This is a genomic window from Massilia cellulosiltytica (genome assembly GCF_047325105.1).
In the GTDB taxonomy this organism is placed as follows: domain Bacteria; phylum Pseudomonadota; class Gammaproteobacteria; order Burkholderiales; family Burkholderiaceae_D; genus Telluria; species Telluria orientalis.
Genome location: NZ_CP168562.1, coordinates 7,135,205 through 7,150,974, shown reverse-complemented (window position 1 = coordinate 7,150,974; position 15,770 = coordinate 7,135,205). Strand labels below are relative to the sequence as shown.

The window sequence follows — 15,770 nt, the reverse complement described above, 5'->3', positions numbered from 1 at the left end:
CGACATTACTTCGCGATCTTCACCAGGACCACGTCGTTCGCGCGCATCGGCACCTGCACGTTCGCGGTGCCGTTCGCCGCGACCTTCACGGTGCGCGTCTCGGGCTTGTCGACCGTCAGCGCCTGCAGCTTCGCGAGCTGGTTGGCCGCCAGGGTTTTCGGCTTGCCCATCTCGATGTAGGCCGTGTACGCGTCATTGGCCTTGAAGCCCGTGCGGTACACCTGGACGTTATACGTGCCCGGCTTCATGCCCTTCAGCGACAGCGTCAACGGCGTGCCGTTCTTCGTCGGCTGGACGGCGCCGAAGAACGGGCGGTTGGTCTTCTTGCCCATGTCCGGCGTCTGGAAGTCCCACGCCAGCACCTGCACGCCGTTCGCGTCCTTCGTCACCCAGCTTTGCTTGTCGGTGGTCTGCACCTGCTGGTCGCCCAGCTCGTTCATGTACTTGTAGGCGAACCAGGCGGGTTTGCGGATGCCCTGCGGATTCATCAGGCCGAAACCGCCTTCGAACGGCGCGGTCGGCGGACCCGGTTCCTCGAACAGGTCCGTATAGGTCCAGTAGCTCATGCCCTGCGCGATGCCTTCCGTCGCCTTCAGCTTCGACAGGATGTAGGCGGCGCTGATGTACGAATCGTGCACGAGGTCGCGCGGGTTGTAGCTCGTGCTCCATTCCGTGAAATACAGCGGCAGCTTGGGCAGGTACGACGCTTCGATCTCCTTGCGGACCTTGCGCACGTCGCCGACGATGCCGTCCGGCGACGGCGACAGCTTCTGGTCGCCCTGGCCGTTCTCGTCCAGGAAGCCGCCGTCCACGCCATAGGTGTGCGTGGCGATGAAGTCGACCGCGGCGCCGCTCTTCTGCGTGTGCGCGAGGAATTCCGGCACCCAGGCCGCGCCCGCCGTCGCCGGACCGCCCACGCGCAGCGTCGGGTCGATCGCCTTGATGGTCTTCGCGGTCACGTCATACAGGTCGAAGTAGGCCTTCTGGTCGGCCTTTTCCCAGAAACCGTCCAGGTTCGGCTCGTTCCACACTTCGAAGAACCAGGTGCGCACTTCGTCCTTGCCGTAGCGCTGCTGCACGTGACGCACGAAGGCGTCGACGAGGCCCGCCCACAGTTCCGGTTTCGGGTGCGAGGTATTGCCCTTCCAGTAGAAGATGCTGTTGTCCGACGTCTTCATCGCTTCCGGCGTGAAGCCCAGCTCGACGAACGGCTTGATGCCCATGCCCAGCAGCTTGTCGTACAGGTAGTCGATCTTCGTCCAGTTGTACACGGGCTTGCCGTCGACGACCTTGAACGTGCCCAGCACGTCGTGGAAGATGCCGTGGAAGCGGATGTAGCGGAAGCCCAGCTCATCCTTCGCGATCTTCAACTGGGCCAGGCTGTCGTCGCGGATCAGCGTGCCCGGGTAATCGGAACCCACCGACAGGTCGGCGGCATGGTCGCGCGCGACGGTCGGCGCGTTCGCGTCGATGACGATCTGGCGCGCGGCGTCGGCGGCCATGGCGGGCAACGCGAATGGGGTGGTGAAAGCCAGCGCCAGAGCGGCGCGCAGCACGGTGCGGCGGTGTCTCATGTCTATTGTCCTTTTACGTCGAAGCTCGCTTATCTCTAAGATGTTTGCGCTAACAATGCGAGTTGACGAAAGGATAGAGGATAAGCCGCATTTAGTAAAATCAAAAACCCAAATGATTTTCCACAATGTGATGGTTTAAATTCGTTAAGGAAGCGATGCGCGGCGACAGCGCTCCGAACCGTGTCACCTCCTCCCAGTCGCGCTTCCATTTCTTGCGCCAGCTGAACAGCAACGGGCACACGTGTTCGACGGCCGGTCGGACTTTGCGGCCGAGCCGATGTCGGTTAGTTGCATTGTTCTGCCTGTACAGGCCACGATGAGGTAATGAAAAAAGGACAGGCCACCAAGCCTGTCCTTTCCCATTTTTATCGCGGCCGCATCGTCGTGCGCGCGGCCGTCGTCTCCTCGCCTGTATTTCTCCGTGCGGCTTACTCGGCCAGGCGCTTCTCCAGCTGCGCCTTGGTCGCGACCAGTTCCTGCGGCAGGCGGTAAGCCAGCTTGTCGAACAGTTCGGTGTGCAGCTTCAGTTCTTCGCGCCATGCATCCTTGTCGATCGACGTGATCGTGGTGAACTGTTCGGACGTGAACTCGATGCCGGTCCAGTTCAGGTCGCCGTAGGTCGGGGTGGTGCCGAACATGTGCTCGACGCCGCCGGCCTGGCCCTGGCTGCGGTCCAGGATCCACTTCAGCACCCGCATATTGTCGCCGTAGCCCGGCCACACGAACTTGCCGTTGTCATCGGTGCGGAACCAGTTGACGCAGAAGATCTTCGGCAGCGCTTGCGGGTTCTTGTCGGCGACTTTCTGGCCCAGGTTGAGCCAGTGCTGGAAGTAGTCGCTCATGTTGTAGCCGATGAACGGCAGCATGGCATACGGGTCGCGGCGGACGATGCCCATCTGGCCGGCGGCGGCGGCCGTCGTTTCCGAGCCCATCGTGGCGGCCATGTACACGCCTTCCGTCCAGTTGCGGGCTTCCGTCACGAGCGGCACCGTCGTCGAGCGGCGGCCGCCGAAGATGAAGGCCGAGATCGGCACGCCGGCCGGATCGTCCCATGCCGGGTCGATCACCGGGTTCTGCGTGGCGGCCACCGTGAAGCGCGCGTTCGGGTGCGCGGCCTTGGTGCCGGACGCCGGGGTCCAGTCCTTGCCCTGCCAGTCGATCAGGTGCGCCGGGGCTTCCTTGGTCATGCCTTCCCACCACACGTCGCCGTCGTCGGTCAGCGCCACGTTCGTGAAGATGACGTTTTCGCGCAGGGAAGCCATGCAGTTCGGATTGGTCTTTTCGTTCGTGCCCGGGGCGACGCCGAAATAGCCCGCTTCCGGGTTGATGGCGTACAGCTTGCCGTCGGCACCCGGCTTGATCCACGCGATGTCGTCGCCGATGGTCGTGACCTTCCAGCCTTCGAAGCCGGCGGGCGGGATCAGCATCGCGAAGTTCGTCTTGCCGCAGGCCGACGGGAACGCGGCCGCGACGTATTTCTTGTCGCCCTGCGGCGATTCCACGCCCAGGATCAGCATGTGCTCGGCCAGCCAGCCGGTGCCGCCCTGCTGGGCTTCCTGGTAACCCATGTTGGATGCGATGCGCAGCGCGAAGCATTTCTTGCCCAGCAGCGCGTTGCCGCCATAGCCGGAGCCGAACGACCAGATCTCGCGCGTTTCCGGATAGTGCACGATGTACTTGGTCGAGTTGCACGGCCAACGCACGTCCTGCTGGCCCGCCTGCAGCGGCATGCCGACGGTGTGCACGCACGGCACGAAATCGCCGTCGGCGCCCAGCACGTCGTACACGGCCTTGCCCATGCGGGTCATGATGCGCATGTTGACGGCGACATACGGAGAATCGGACAGTTCCACGCCGATGTGCGCGATCGGCGAGCCCAGCGGGCCCATCGAGAACGGCACGACATACATCGTGCGGCCGGCCATGCAGCCGTCGAACAGGCCGTTCAGGGTCTGGCGCATCTCGTTCGGGTCGGTCCAGTTATTGGTCGGACCCGCCTGCTCCTTCGTGGCCGAGCAAATGAAGGTGCGGTCTTCGACACGCGCCACGTCGCTCGGGTCGGAGCAGGCCAGGTACGAGTTCGGGCGCTTCTCCGGGTTCAGGCGCTTCATCGTGCCCGCTTCGACCATCTGTGCGCACAGGCGGTCGTACTCTTCTTCGGAGCCGTCGCACCAGTAGATGGCGTCGGGCTTCGTGAGGGCCGCGATCTCGGCCACCCAATTGATGAGTTTATTGTGCTTGATGTAAGCTGGGACGTTCAGTGCGGCGACGCCGCCCATCACGGGCTGGTTCATACATACCTCCAATGCCAATTAAGAATCCCTGGCGATTCCGATGGCCTTGATGCGGCAGAGGCGGCGGCCTGCAATGCGCGCGGCGGTCGGAATCCCGTTAATCTTGTCCCGGCAGGATCGTCGTCAAGGATGGCCTCGTGGGCCCGCACCTGGAAAGCCGTGCGGTTCACGGTTCAGTGCTACGGCGGTCATGTCGCCAGCCCGGGGTCGCGTGTGCGCGGAGGCCGGCGGGCTGGTTGGAACGTGTGCTGCTGGCCGCAAATGATGTCAGTCTGACATCTCGGGCTCTTATTTCTGGTCGATTCTACACCTGCGCAAACGGCTTTAGAATGCTTGCACAACAAAAATGTAGGAATTTTGGTTGAGTAAAGTAGTAGGCTATTTCCTATCGTTCAAATTCTGTCATTTCATTACTTTCTTGCCGATAACATCCGCTAACATCCATGAAAATTGCAATCCTTGACGATTACCAGGACGCCGTCCGCACCCTCGAATGCTTCCGCAGGTTGGACGGCCACGAGGTCAAAGTGTTCAACAGTTCGACCCGTGGCCTGGGCCAACTGGCGATCCGCCTGGCGCCGTTCGACGCGTTGGTCCTGATCCGCGAACGCACCACGTTTCCGCGTGCGCTGCTGGCCAAGCTGCCCAATTTGAAGCTGCTGTCGCAGACGGGCAAGGTTGCCGGACACATCGACGTGGCGGCCGCGACCGAATACGGCGTCGCGATCGCGGAAGGCGTCGGCTCGCCGGTCGCGCCGGCCGAACTGACGTGGGCGCTGATCATGGCGGCCAGCCGCAAGATCGTGCCTTACGCCAACAACCTGAAGGACGGGCTGTGGCAGACGGCGTCGATCAATCCCGAGCTCAACGGCCTGGGCCGCGTGCTGAAGGGTCGTACGCTAGGGATCTGGGGCTACGGCAAGATCGGACACCTGATCGCGGGCTATGCGCAAGCGTTCGGGATGCAGGTGATGGTGTGGGGCAGCGAGAAAAGCCGGGCCGCCGCGGTCGCCGAGGGTTTGACGGCCGCGCCGACGCGCGAAGCGTTCTTCGAGCAGGCCGACGTGGTCAGTGTGCACCTGCGGCTGAACGATGCGACGCGCGGCATCGTCAAGGCCGACGACCTGGCGCGCATGAAGCGCGACGCCTTGTTCGTGAACACGAGCCGGGCGGAACTGGTCGAGGAAGGCGCGCTGGAGGCGGCGCTGCGCAAGGGACGGCCGGGCTATGCGGCGCTGGACGTGTTCACCAGCGAGCCGCTGGCGGCCGATGCGGATATCCTGAAGATTCCGACCGTGCTGGCGACGCCGCACCTCGGGTATGTCGAGCGGGACAGTTATGAGTTGTATTTCCGGGCGGCGTTCGAGAATGTCGTCAATTTTGCGAACGGGACTCCGACCAACATCCTGAATCCCTGACGGGCAGCGGTCACTGGCCGTTGACCGCGACTTGCGCACCGCCCTTGTGCGATGTCGATGACTCGACCAGCCTTTCGATGCCCGCGAAATCCAGGGCATCGGTGCGACGCCGCACTTCCTCAAGCAAGCCGGTGTACTCGGCGCGAGCCGCGTGGGTGTCGATCCAGGTTTCGATGTCGCTGAAACGGCCGCTGCGCGCAAGTGCGGCCAGCCTGGCGAGAACGTCAGGATCCGGACAAGCGCGCGTGTCGTGAACACCGGACGCCGGCGCGGGCCGATCGGCAGGCGTCGGCGGCGCGAGCGTGGCCCCGACGGCGCGCACGGCGATCCGGAACGAGAACGCCGTGCCGGCGCCGGGCACGCTGGACACCTGCAGCGTGCCGCCCATGGACCGGACGATGCTGTCGGCGATGAACAGCCCCAGTCCGGTGCCGCCATCGGTCACGTGCACTTGCCTGAACGGCTGGAACAAATCGGCCTTGCCGTCGGCGTCGAAGCCGATGCCGGTGTCGGCGATTTCGATGCCGACCTGGTATGCGCCGGCTTCCTCGCGGGCATCAACGGCGAGCGAGACCTGGCCGTCGCGCGTGAATTTGGATGCATTGGACAGCAGGTTGAGCAGGACTTGTTGCAAGCGTGTCCCGTCGACGATCACGGTGCGAGGCAGCGGCGTCAGGGCGCGATACGTAAACCCGTTGTTCTGCTGGGCACACAGCGCGACGGCATAGCGGCCAATATCGTCCAGGAAGGCGGGCAGATCGGTTGCCCGCGGATCGAGATCGAGCGGCCGCAGTTCGGCTTTCGTGAACTCGAGCAGTTCGTCGATCAGGGCGAGCTGATAATGGATGCTGCGGTCGATGGATTGGATGAGCCGGGCCTGATGCTGCGTCGCAGTCTCCAGCAACAGTTTCGCGTAACCATTGATTGTGGAAAGCGGCGCGCGCAAGTCGTGACTCACGTAGCCGAGGATTTCGACCTTCTGCCGCACGTTGACCTGCGCCTCGTGCAGGGCTTCGTTGAGCGCCAGCGTGCGCGTCGCGACTTCTGCCCGCAGGCGTTCCTGTTCCGTTCGCTGTTGCCGTTCGAGATGCTGCTTCGCTTCGCTGCGCTGCCGGCCGACATGATGGATCCAGGCCGCAAGCACCACGAGATTCGTTGCCAGGCCGATGAGCGCGATGATCGGGTTGGGGAAGATATCCGAATGCAACCAGAACAATGCCGGCGGCAACGCATCGTGTCCGTCCAGGGTCCGTATTACGTAATTGAACAACGAAAAGACGACCGTGACGAGCATCAGGCGGCCGGCCGGGGTCCGGCGTCTGGCAAGCAACAGCGCCAGGCAAATATTCAACAGGCCGAACGCGATGTTCAGGCCTGCGCAAAACCGCACGAACACGTACAGGTCGCCAAACGCCGCACCGGCCATGCCGACCCATTCGAGCGCGAATATCGTCAGATAGGCGGCGCGCACGGGGATGCGGACTTTCTCGCCGTTCGAGATCTTCAGGATGAACAGGATGAAGCACGCGATCGCGAAATAAACGGCCATCGTTTCGCCGCGGGCCACCCATTCGGGCGAGGATGGGAACAGAAACGTTCGCAGGTAGCCGCGGATGCCCGCCTCGTACACGGCGGTGCCCAGCGCCACCATGGCCAGCGATAAAAAGGTGGCGCTGCGCGAAAACAGAGCGATCAGCAGCGCGCACCATCCGAGCGCCAGGAAGCCGCCGAAGAGCGTCGCATCCCACAGGGCTGCACGGACTTCGTTGGCATGCCATGCCGCCCAGGTGACGACCACCGGCTGCAAGCGTATCGGCTTGCGGGATGTAACGCGGACCAGTACCGGCAGGCTGTCGTGCGGGCCGGGGTGCAATTCGAGGACCGGATAACGCGGGCGCGCGCCCTCCGCGGCGGCGGCCGGGAAAACGGCGTCGGGGGTCCATGTACCGTTCCGTAAGATGTAGAACTCGGCACCGTCGACCCGGGGATCCTGCAGTGCCAGCACGAGCGCGAGCGCGCTGTCGGCGCGGTTGGCCACGGTGACGTGCAGCCACCACGCGGAACGCGAAAATCCGGGATTGAGCCGTGCCTTCGTCGCGGGCTGGAAGCCGCCGCGCGCGTCACCGAGTTGCGCGGCAGCCTGGTCGACCGTCATCGCGGCCGTCGGATCCTCGAAGACCGACATGCCTTCCGGCAGCGCTGGCATGGCGGCCATCGCGCTGCGGACATGGCAAAGCGAGAGACACGCGCACAACAGGCAAAGGAGAATCGTGCGCCAGGCCGGTACGTTGCACGGTTTACGCATCGGCCTGCAGTTCGGCGGGAGGGTGGTCGTCCTCGATCCGCCCTTTCCGGCGGCGCCAATCGGATGGCGTCATGGCGAAGCGGTCGCGAAATGCCGTGGCAAAATTCCCTGCAGTCGAAAAGCCGATTTCTTCGGCGATGTCGCTGACGCTCATCGACGTGTCGAGCAGGAAGCGCTGGGCCATCTTCAGCCGCGTGTCGCGAATATATTCGCCGACAGTCTGGCCGAGATTGTCGCGAAATGCCCGGGACAGGCGTTTTTCGTGCGTACCGACGAGTCTGGCGAGTTCCTCGACCGTCGGTGCATGGCGCAAGTCGCGCAACAGCACCGCCACGGCGGCGCGAACCAGCGCCGCATCGGGTCCCTCGGGCAGATCGGGCAAGTGCTCGTCCAGGCGCCTGCGGATGATCTTCCTTAAATGATTCCGGATGCGGGCGATCACCTCCGCCGGTTCGAACGGCTTGAGGATATAGTCCATCGCACCGAGTTCGAGCCCATGGATGCGGTCGTCAAGCTTGTCCGCGGCCGTCAGGATGAGGATCGGGATGGCCTGCGTGGCCGGATTCGCGGCCAGCAGGCGGCATGCGGTGAAGCCATCCATACGCGGCATGCGCACGTCCATCAGGATCAGGTCCGGCGCAATCAACTGGGCGCGGTTGTACGCCTGCGCGCCATCGAACGCCACGCTGATCCGGCAACGCGACGCGCGCAGGATTTCAATCAATAACTGGAGTTCGTCGGGACGGTCGTCCACGATCAGGATATGCGCGCCGGCGACCTCCTGGGCGGTATGCGGCAGCGCCGGGCTGGAAAGGCGGGGCGACGTGGGGCTGCGAACGGTATAGCGCAAAACGTTACGGACGGCACAAGCCGTGCAATAAATGTAAACATTATAGAGCAGCAAGTGAATCTTTAACGAAAAGCAATTACACCGATCGCAGCACCCGGCATAACACCGAGCCCGTCAAGACTGGACCGAATCAGTTACCAGCGATAACCGACACCGACGCCTGCACCGAATGCGCCGTGCCGCGACACGGGTTTCGACATCGAACCCTTGACCAGCCATTTCTCGGTCGCGGTGGAGATGCCGACCGCGATCGCGCTTTGCCCGCCGTACGTGCCGGCGCCCAGCGTGGCGACCTTTTCACCCGGCAGGACCGCTTGCGGCAGGCTGGCCACCGCGATCGCGCTCGCCGTACCCGCGTTCGCGTCCTTGCGATACTGCGACATCTCGTCGCGCACCGAACCGATCGCACCGTTCAGCTGGCGCAGGTTCACGGCATCCATCGGGGCCGTGCCGTCGGCCACGTTCGCCAGTTGGCGTTCGGCCCCTACCGAACCGATCGACACGGTGTTGTCCCGGTCGGCCACCGAATTGGCGCCCAACGCGACGGCATTGCTGGCCGTGGCCTGGCTGTTCGTACCGATGGCGGTGGAATTCATTCCGGACACGTTCGCGCCAGTCCCCATCGCGGTACCGTTTGCCGCAGTCACTTTCGCATTCGCACCGATCACGGTGCCGTTTGCGGCGCTCACGGCCGAGTTGCGGCCGATTGCCGTACCCGTCTGGTCCGCGACGGTGCCGGCCGGGGCGCTCGCCACCATCTTGTCCACGGTCGTCGTCAGCGAGGAGACGTTCGTCGTCAGCGTCGTCACCTGGCTGGACACCGAGGTGACCTTGGTCGCGACCGTATCTACCTTGCCGGACACCGCATCGACCTGGGTCGCGACCGCGTCTACCTTGCCGGACACCGTGTTGACCTGATTTGTGACCGCGTCTACCTTGCCGGACACCGTGTTGACCTGATTTGTGACCGCGTCCACCTTGCCGGACACCGTGTTGACCTGGCTTGCGACCGCGTCCACCTTGCCGGACACCGTGTTGACCTGGGTCGCAACCGCACCCACCTGGTTGGTCACCGACGACACCTGGTTGGTCACCGAGTACAGCTGCGAGCCGTTCACCGCGTCCGTACTGGTGGCGCTCACGTCGCCCGCTGCGACGTTGACGACCTGGCGTTCCGCGCCGGCAGCGCCCACGCTCGCGACGCCGACCGGCGCTCCCGCGAAGCCATTGTAGGTGACGCCACCGACCGTGACGTTGCCGACCGTGGTCGCGGCGCGCGTGGTCGCGTTCGCGCCCAATGCAACGGAATTCGCATCCGTCGCCTTTGCGCCCTGTCCGATCGCCGTCGACTGGTCGACTGCGGAAGCCCCCTGGCCGAATGCTGCCGCCGTTGCCCCGTTGGCAACAGCGCCGTCGCCGACCGCCGTTGCCTTCGCCCCGACGGCGCTGGCCGCGGAACCGACTGCCGTCGCGTGATCCCCGGTTGCGACGGCATTGCCGCCCAGTGCGGTCGCCTGGATGCCGGTTGCCGACGTCATGCGGCCGATCGACACGGCTTCGCTGTAGGCGGTCGGCGAGGTTGCGCTCGAAGTGGCCGACGCGCCGATTGCGATATTGTCGCAACCCGTTGCCGTGGCGGGATAAGTGCCGCTGCCCGAAATGGCGATATTGCCGTCGCAGAATGCGGATGCTTTGGTCGTGCTGCCGTTCTGGGTGTAGTCGGCCCGTGCCGGCGCGGACGCCGCAAGTGCGACCATGGCGGCGCTGATTGCGACGGCGAGCGAGGTAGTCGATTTACCCGGCAGACGTCGTGCCGGACGTGCAAATGCTTGTTGATTATTTCCCATGTCTTTTCCGTAAAATATGAAATTGCCTCTGTGACATCGTCGTCTCCTCCTTTTTGTGTAGTCGCGGATTCTGGAGTACGTCGTTGAGACAGATATTTGCCGCAGGGCAATAAATCTTTTATTTTCAGGAAATAGTTCGATGTTCGGACAAACTGACGAACGAAGACGCAACCGGCGCCTGGGAACAGGCACTACGGCGATGAGATGCGCCTGGATGTGAGCCAGGCACCAGGAAGGAAAAGTGTGCGGGTCAGGAAGCGGGGAGCTAGCGTAATTCCGGCTCGCCCGTGAAATTGGGCTTACGCATCGGCATCTCATGCCGGCGCGTCCACAAGCCGGCCCAGCCGGGCGGCCATTCGATCACGGGCCCGGCATACGCGGGCAACCCTGCGCGCACGGGCACGATGGGCACCGGCGGCATCTCGATGAGGCCGCCGTTCGCGTTCTTTTGCATCGGCGCCATGTCGAAGGAATACATGTAGCCCGGCAGCAGCGCATCGCACACGTTCGCGAACCACGCGGTGTGATCCTCGTCGCGCCCGAGCGCGCGTGCGAGGCCTTCCGGGTCGAACTTCGCCAGTGAGTGGATCAGTTCGTCCGTACTGGCACCCGGCGCATCGCCCCATCCCATCACGGGGTTGTTGTTGTAGTCGGCACCCGAGCCGTACCAGCCTTCGCGCCATGGCCGCTGCATCCAGTCGCGCTTACCCGTGAACAATTGCCAGCGCCAGTGCAGGCCGGACGGCTTGGGCCAGGAATACAGGTACAGCTTTTCGTAGCCGGCCATGTGGAGCGCGCGCACCATCGCCATCAGGCGCGCATGCGGCATGCGGTCCGGCGGCGAGCGGCGGAACAGGATCGCTTCGCCATCGGCGTGCTGCACCTCGTCGGTCGACAGGTTCAGGTCGAGCGTGCGCGACTCGTTGCCGAAGCGTGCGGAAATCCAGCCTGTCAGCAGGTTGACGTGGGTGATGACACCATAGCCGCGATGGCGATGGAAGATGACGGTTCCAGGTGCGACGGGTTTCATTGGGAAGGCGGGCTCGGCCCAAAAAGGAGAAAGGATACTCATCCGATCCGGACGATTCTAGCGCAGACACATACGGATACACTACGGTTTGCGGCTATCATTACCCACCTTTTTTTACAGCGTTTTCAAATCATCATGACTTTGCGGATCATCGCCACTGGCGGCACTTTCGACAAACACTACAACGAACTCAATGGCGTTCTGGGCTTTGCCGAAAGCCACTTGCCGGAGGTCATCGCACGCTCCCGCATGACCATTCCCGTCGAACTGCAGGTCGTGTCCCTGCTCGATTCGCTGGAGATGCAGGACAGCGATCGCCAGAACGTGCTGGCCGCGTGCCAGGCCGCCAGCGAGAAGCAGATCGTGATCGTGCACGGTACCGATACGATGCGCGAAACGGCCGAGGTGCTGGGCGCGGCAACGTCGGACAAGACGATCGTGTTCACGGGTGCCATGATCCCGTACGAAATCGCCAACTCGGATGCGCTGTTCAACTTCGGCTTCGCCTGCGCCGCCGCGCAGATGCTGCCGCCGGGCGTCTACGTGGCGATGAACGGCAAAGTGTTCACCTGGGATAACGTCACCAAGAATCGCGCGGCGGGCGTGTTCCAGGCGCGATAACCCCTCGCGGGCGCTACGCATTTTCGTCAATTCCTATAATGGTTCTCCCACGAACCAGGAGGAATCAGCGATGAGCGAGCAGCGCCCCACCCTGACCACGCGCCAGGGCCATCCCGTCCGCGACAACCAGGCCATGCGTTCCGTCGGCGAACGCGGTCCGGCCACCCTCGAGAACTACCAGTTCATCGAAAAGATCACCCACTTCGACCGCGAACGGATCCCCGAGCGCGTGGTACATGCGCGCGGCACGGGCGCGCACGGTTATTTCGAAGCCTACGGCAAGATCGGCGACGAGCCCGCCAGCAAGTACACGCGCGCCCGCGTCCTCAACGAGACCGGCGTGCAGACGCCCGTGTTCGTGCGCTTCTCGACCGTGATCGGCGGCAAGGAATCGCCGGAGACGGCACGCGATCCGCGCGGTTTCGCCGTCAAGCTCAAGACGGTCGACGGCAACTGGGACCTCGTGGGCAATAACCTGAAAGTCTTTTTCATCCGCGATGCGATCAAGTTCCCGGACATGATCCACGCCTTCAAGCCCGATCCCGTATCAAACCAGCAGGAGCCGTGGCGCTTCTACGATTTCATCTGCAGCCATCCGGAAGCGCTGCACATGGTTACGTGGGTCAAGAGCCCATGGGGCATTCCCGCCAATTACCGCGAGATGGAAGGCTCGGGCGTCAACACGTATAAACTCGTGAACGACCAGGGCATCGCCCACCTCGTCAAATTCCACTGGCAGCCGAAACAGGGCGTGCGCAACCTGACGAGCCAGCAGGCCGCGGAAATCCAGGCGCACGACACGAGCCACGCCACGCGCGACCTGTACGACGCGATCGAGCGCGGCGAGTTTCCGGAGTGGGAATTCTGCGTGCAGGTCATGAGCGACGGCGAGCACCCGGAACTGGAATTCGACCCGCTGGACGACACCAAACGCTGGCCGGAAGACCGCTTCCCGCTGCTGCCCGTGGGCCGCATGGTGCTCGACAAGAACCCGGACAATGTCTTCGCTGAAACCGAGCAATCGGCCTTCGGCACGGGCGTGCTCGTCGACGGCATCGACTTCTCGGACGACAAGATGCTGCAGGGCCGCACCCTGTCCTATTCGGACACGCAGCGCTACCGCGTCGGGCCGAACTACCTTCAGCTACCGATCAATGCGCCGCAGGAAAAAGCGGTGGCGCGCACGAACCAGCGCGACGGCCAGATGACCTTCTATGTCGACGGCGGCGGCGAGGAAAAGCACATCAATTACGAACCGAGCCTGCTGGGCGGCCTGGGCGAAGCGCCGCAACCCGAGAGGGATTACCACCAGCACGTCGAGGGCCACCTGGGCCGCTACCAGACGAGCCGCACGGCCGACGACTACCAACAGGCCGGCGACCGCTACCGCACGTTCGCGGACTGGGAGCGTGACGACCTCGTCAACAACGTCGGCAACGACCTCAAGAAATGCCCGGAAGTCATCCAGCTGCGCATGGTGTGGCACCTGTGGCATTGCGACGAGGATTACGGACGTCGCGTGGCCGAGATAGCTGGCATCGACCTGGAAAAGGCGAAAGCCTTGCAGCCGCTGCCGGGCAAGCCGGCGCCGGGCGAGAATCGCCCGGGCTCGACCTATTCGGGCGGCCAGCCGGAAAGCGGCGGCGGCAAGAAGGAGCCGGCCACGACGGAAGAAGTGGCGTCGGCAAAATAAAACCAGCGGCCCGGATGAATGTCCGGGCCGTTTTTCGTTACGCCTTGGCTTCGCCGCCCAGCGCCTCGACCAGGTCGGTCAGCATCTTGGCCAGCTCGCCGGTCATCAGCATGATGTCGTTGTCGAAACGCTCGTCGTCGCTGTAGGTGATCGTTTCGTTTTCCTTGATCACGTCCAGCGGCTTGATGCCCTTGACGGCCAGCTGCTCGGTCAGCACGAACGAGATGCGGCTGTTCCACGTCATGGCCAGGCGCGTGCACTGCTTGCCGTTGGCGATGTGGCGGCGGATGTCTTCCGGATCCAGCGAGTGCTTCACGTAGCGCACGGCGGCCTTGCTCTCGCCGGTGGCGCGCAGTTCCGTATCCTGGTCGATCGTGAAGTTGTACGGCGCCTCGTCCGATTGCAGCCAGCCCGTCATCACGGCAACCGGCGACTGTTGCACGCGCAGCGATTCCAGCGGCAGCTTGTCGACGGCCTTCAGCAGCAGCTTGATGACGTCGTCGGCCTTGCTCGGGCTGGCGGCGTCGACGACGAGCCAGCCATTGACCGGGTCGATCCACGTCCACACGTTGCCGCGGATCGAGAACGCCCGCGGCAGCAGCTCGTCGGCCACGCGTTCCTTGAGTTCTTTCATCGCCTTCTTGCCCGGCGGAAAGCCCTGCTGCTCTTCCAGCTCGGCGGCCCTGGCCTTGGCGACCTGGTTGATGACCGAGCTCGGCAGCAATTTCTTTTCCGTGCCCAGCATCATGAGCATCTGCTTGTTGACGACGTGAACGAGCTTGCCGTTGCCGCGTGGCGAATCCCAGCCCTGGCGCAGCAATTCGTTGCTGCTGGCGGGCGTGAACGCCTGCGACTGCAGGGCCTCTTCCATCTGTTCAGGGGAGAAATTCCACGGTGCGGGCAGGCGGTAGATCTGAAGATTCTTGAACCACATAACGTTGCTTCCAGTTATCTCGATATTTCAAAGGAACGACATTCTACACGCTGACTGGCGGCAAAATTCACGTCGTCGACAAGGGATTTTTATTGTGTTGCACGTTCGTCAAACAAGCTCAGCTGCTCGACCGTTTCCGTATCGCTGAGGCGCACGCCGACGCCCAGCAGCCGCACGGGACGGCTCGCCCGCAGCCAGCCCGTCTCCATCAGGTGACGGAACGTCGTCATGTTCGGCGCGTAGCCCACGCATTCGACCGTGGTGCGCCGGAAGTCGGCAAACTTGATCTTCACGAACAATTTATTGATGAATTTTTCGGCATTGTTGCGCTTGATCCGGCCGAGCAGATGCTCGTACAGGTCCGGCAGCAGTGTCAGGCAGCCGTCCAGGTCGGGGACGTCCGGCGTGTACGTCTCCTCCGTACTGATCGACTTACGCTCGCGCACGGGATTCACGTCGCGGTAGTCGATACCCCGGCACAAGTCATACAGCCGCGCGCCGAACGAGCCGAAGTGCTGCTGCAGCTTGTCCATATTCCAGTCGCGCAGGTCGCCGCACGTCTGCGCGCCGAGGTGATGCAGCTTCGCGGCCGTCACCTTCCCTACCCCGAACAATTTCTTCACAGGCAACACGGCGACGAACGCATCGACCTCATCGGGCCGCACGAGGAACAGCCCGTCCGGCTTGTTCCAGTCGCTGGCGATCTTGGCCACGAACTTGTTGGGCGCCACGCCGGCCGACGCCGTGATGCCGACCGTCTCGAAGATGCGGCGGCGGATCTCCTGGGCGATCAGGGTCGCGCTGCCCTTGCAGTGCGGCGAGTTCGTCACGTCGAGATAGGCTTCGTCCAGCGACAGCGGCTCCACGAGGTCCGTGTAATCGCGGTAGATGTCCATGATCTGGCGCGATGCGACCCGGTACTTTTCCATGTTCGGTGGAATGAGGATCAGGTCCGGGCACAGCTTGACCGCCTGCGCCGTCGCCATCGCCGAATGGATGCCGTAGCGGCGCGCCTCGTAATTGCAGGTGGCGACCACGCCGCGCTGCTCGGCCCGCCCGCCGACGGCCAGCGGCCGTCCGCGCAGGGACGGGTCGTCGCGCATCTCGACGGATGCGTAAAAACAATCGCAATCGCAGTGGATGATCTTGCGGACGGGGGCGTTCACGGTGACGGTCGCCCGCGCCGAGCGACTACTGTAATTGC

General features: G+C 63.5%; 12 protein-coding genes. 3 read left to right on the top strand and 9 right to left on the bottom strand.

Annotation, left to right across the window (positions count from 1 at the left end; translation table 11 throughout):
• Positions 1 to 5: 5 nt before the first annotated feature.
• The 3 genes from ACEN9H_RS31475 to ACEN9H_RS31465 form a co-directional block, all read right to left on the bottom strand.
• Entirely contained in the window at positions 6 to 1,574 is a 1,569-nt protein-coding gene (locus ACEN9H_RS31475; protein ID WP_413673277.1) for a GH39 family glycosyl hydrolase, read from the bottom strand.
• A 100-nt stretch (positions 1,575 to 1,674) separates the two neighbouring features.
• The gene (locus tag ACEN9H_RS31470) at positions 1,675 to 1,815 is read right to left on the bottom strand and encodes a DUF2256 domain-containing protein (protein ID WP_413673276.1); all 141 of its coding nucleotides are present in this window, start codon (positions 1,813 to 1,815) and stop codon (positions 1,675 to 1,677) included.
• Positions 1,816 to 2,002: 187 nt separating this feature from the next.
• Positions 2,003 to 3,868 carry a phosphoenolpyruvate carboxykinase (GTP) gene (locus ACEN9H_RS31465; RefSeq protein ID WP_413673275.1) on the bottom strand — a complete coding sequence of 622 codons (1,866 nt, stop codon included), beginning with the start codon at positions 3,866 to 3,868 and terminating at the stop codon, positions 2,003 to 2,005.
• 443 nt (positions 3,869 to 4,311) lie between these two features.
• On the opposite strand from ACEN9H_RS31465, the gene ACEN9H_RS31460 reads away from it, so the two are divergent.
• A complete protein-coding gene (locus ACEN9H_RS31460; RefSeq protein WP_413673274.1) occupies positions 4,312 to 5,286 on the top strand; it encodes a D-2-hydroxyacid dehydrogenase family protein in 975 nt (324 codons plus the stop codon).
• Between the two features lie 10 nt (positions 5,287 to 5,296).
• Here ACEN9H_RS31460 and ACEN9H_RS31455 read toward each other — a convergent pair whose 3' ends face one another.
• The 4 genes from ACEN9H_RS31455 to ACEN9H_RS31440 form a co-directional block, all read right to left on the bottom strand.
• On the bottom strand, positions 5,297 to 7,492 hold the full coding sequence (locus tag ACEN9H_RS31455) for a sensor histidine kinase (protein ID WP_413673273.1): 2,196 nt from the start codon (positions 7,490 to 7,492) through the stop codon (positions 5,297 to 5,299).
• 91 nt (positions 7,493 to 7,583) lie between these two features.
• Positions 7,584 to 8,441 (bottom strand): response regulator, encoded by an 858-nt coding sequence (locus ACEN9H_RS31450; protein ID WP_413675654.1) that lies wholly within the window; start codon positions 8,439 to 8,441, stop codon positions 7,584 to 7,586.
• Between the two features lie 134 nt (positions 8,442 to 8,575).
• Positions 8,576 to 10,288 carry a YadA family autotransporter adhesin gene (locus ACEN9H_RS31445; RefSeq protein ID WP_413673272.1) on the bottom strand — a complete coding sequence of 571 codons (1,713 nt, stop codon included), beginning with the start codon at positions 10,286 to 10,288 and terminating at the stop codon, positions 8,576 to 8,578.
• 265 nt (positions 10,289 to 10,553) lie between these two features.
• On the bottom strand, positions 10,554 to 11,318 hold the full coding sequence (locus ACEN9H_RS31440; protein WP_413673271.1) for an L-asparaginase: 765 nt from the start codon (positions 11,316 to 11,318) through the stop codon (positions 10,554 to 10,556).
• A gap of 135 nt (positions 11,319 to 11,453) precedes the next feature.
• Here ACEN9H_RS31440 and ACEN9H_RS31435 point away from each other — a divergent pair, with 135 nt between their 5' ends.
• Positions 11,454 to 11,939 (top strand): asparaginase domain-containing protein, encoded by a 486-nt coding sequence (locus ACEN9H_RS31435; protein WP_371763214.1) that lies wholly within the window; start codon positions 11,454 to 11,456, stop codon positions 11,937 to 11,939.
• Between the two features lie 70 nt (positions 11,940 to 12,009).
• A complete protein-coding gene (locus ACEN9H_RS31430) occupies positions 12,010 to 13,632 on the top strand; it encodes a catalase (protein WP_413673270.1) in 1,623 nt (540 codons plus the stop codon).
• A gap of 37 nt (positions 13,633 to 13,669) precedes the next feature.
• On the opposite strand, the gene ACEN9H_RS31425 is transcribed toward ACEN9H_RS31430, so the two are convergent.
• Together ACEN9H_RS31425 and dinB are read right to left on the bottom strand one after the other, a co-directional pair.
• Complete coding sequence (locus ACEN9H_RS31425) at positions 13,670 to 14,566, bottom strand: recombination-associated protein RdgC (protein ID WP_056126858.1); 897 nt, start codon at positions 14,564 to 14,566, stop codon at positions 13,670 to 13,672.
• Between the two features lie 89 nt (positions 14,567 to 14,655).
• The gene (gene dinB, locus ACEN9H_RS31420; protein ID WP_413673269.1) at positions 14,656 to 15,732 is read right to left on the bottom strand and encodes a DNA polymerase IV; all 1,077 of its coding nucleotides are present in this window, start codon (positions 15,730 to 15,732) and stop codon (positions 14,656 to 14,658) included.
• Positions 15,733 to 15,770: the final 38 nt, after the last annotated feature.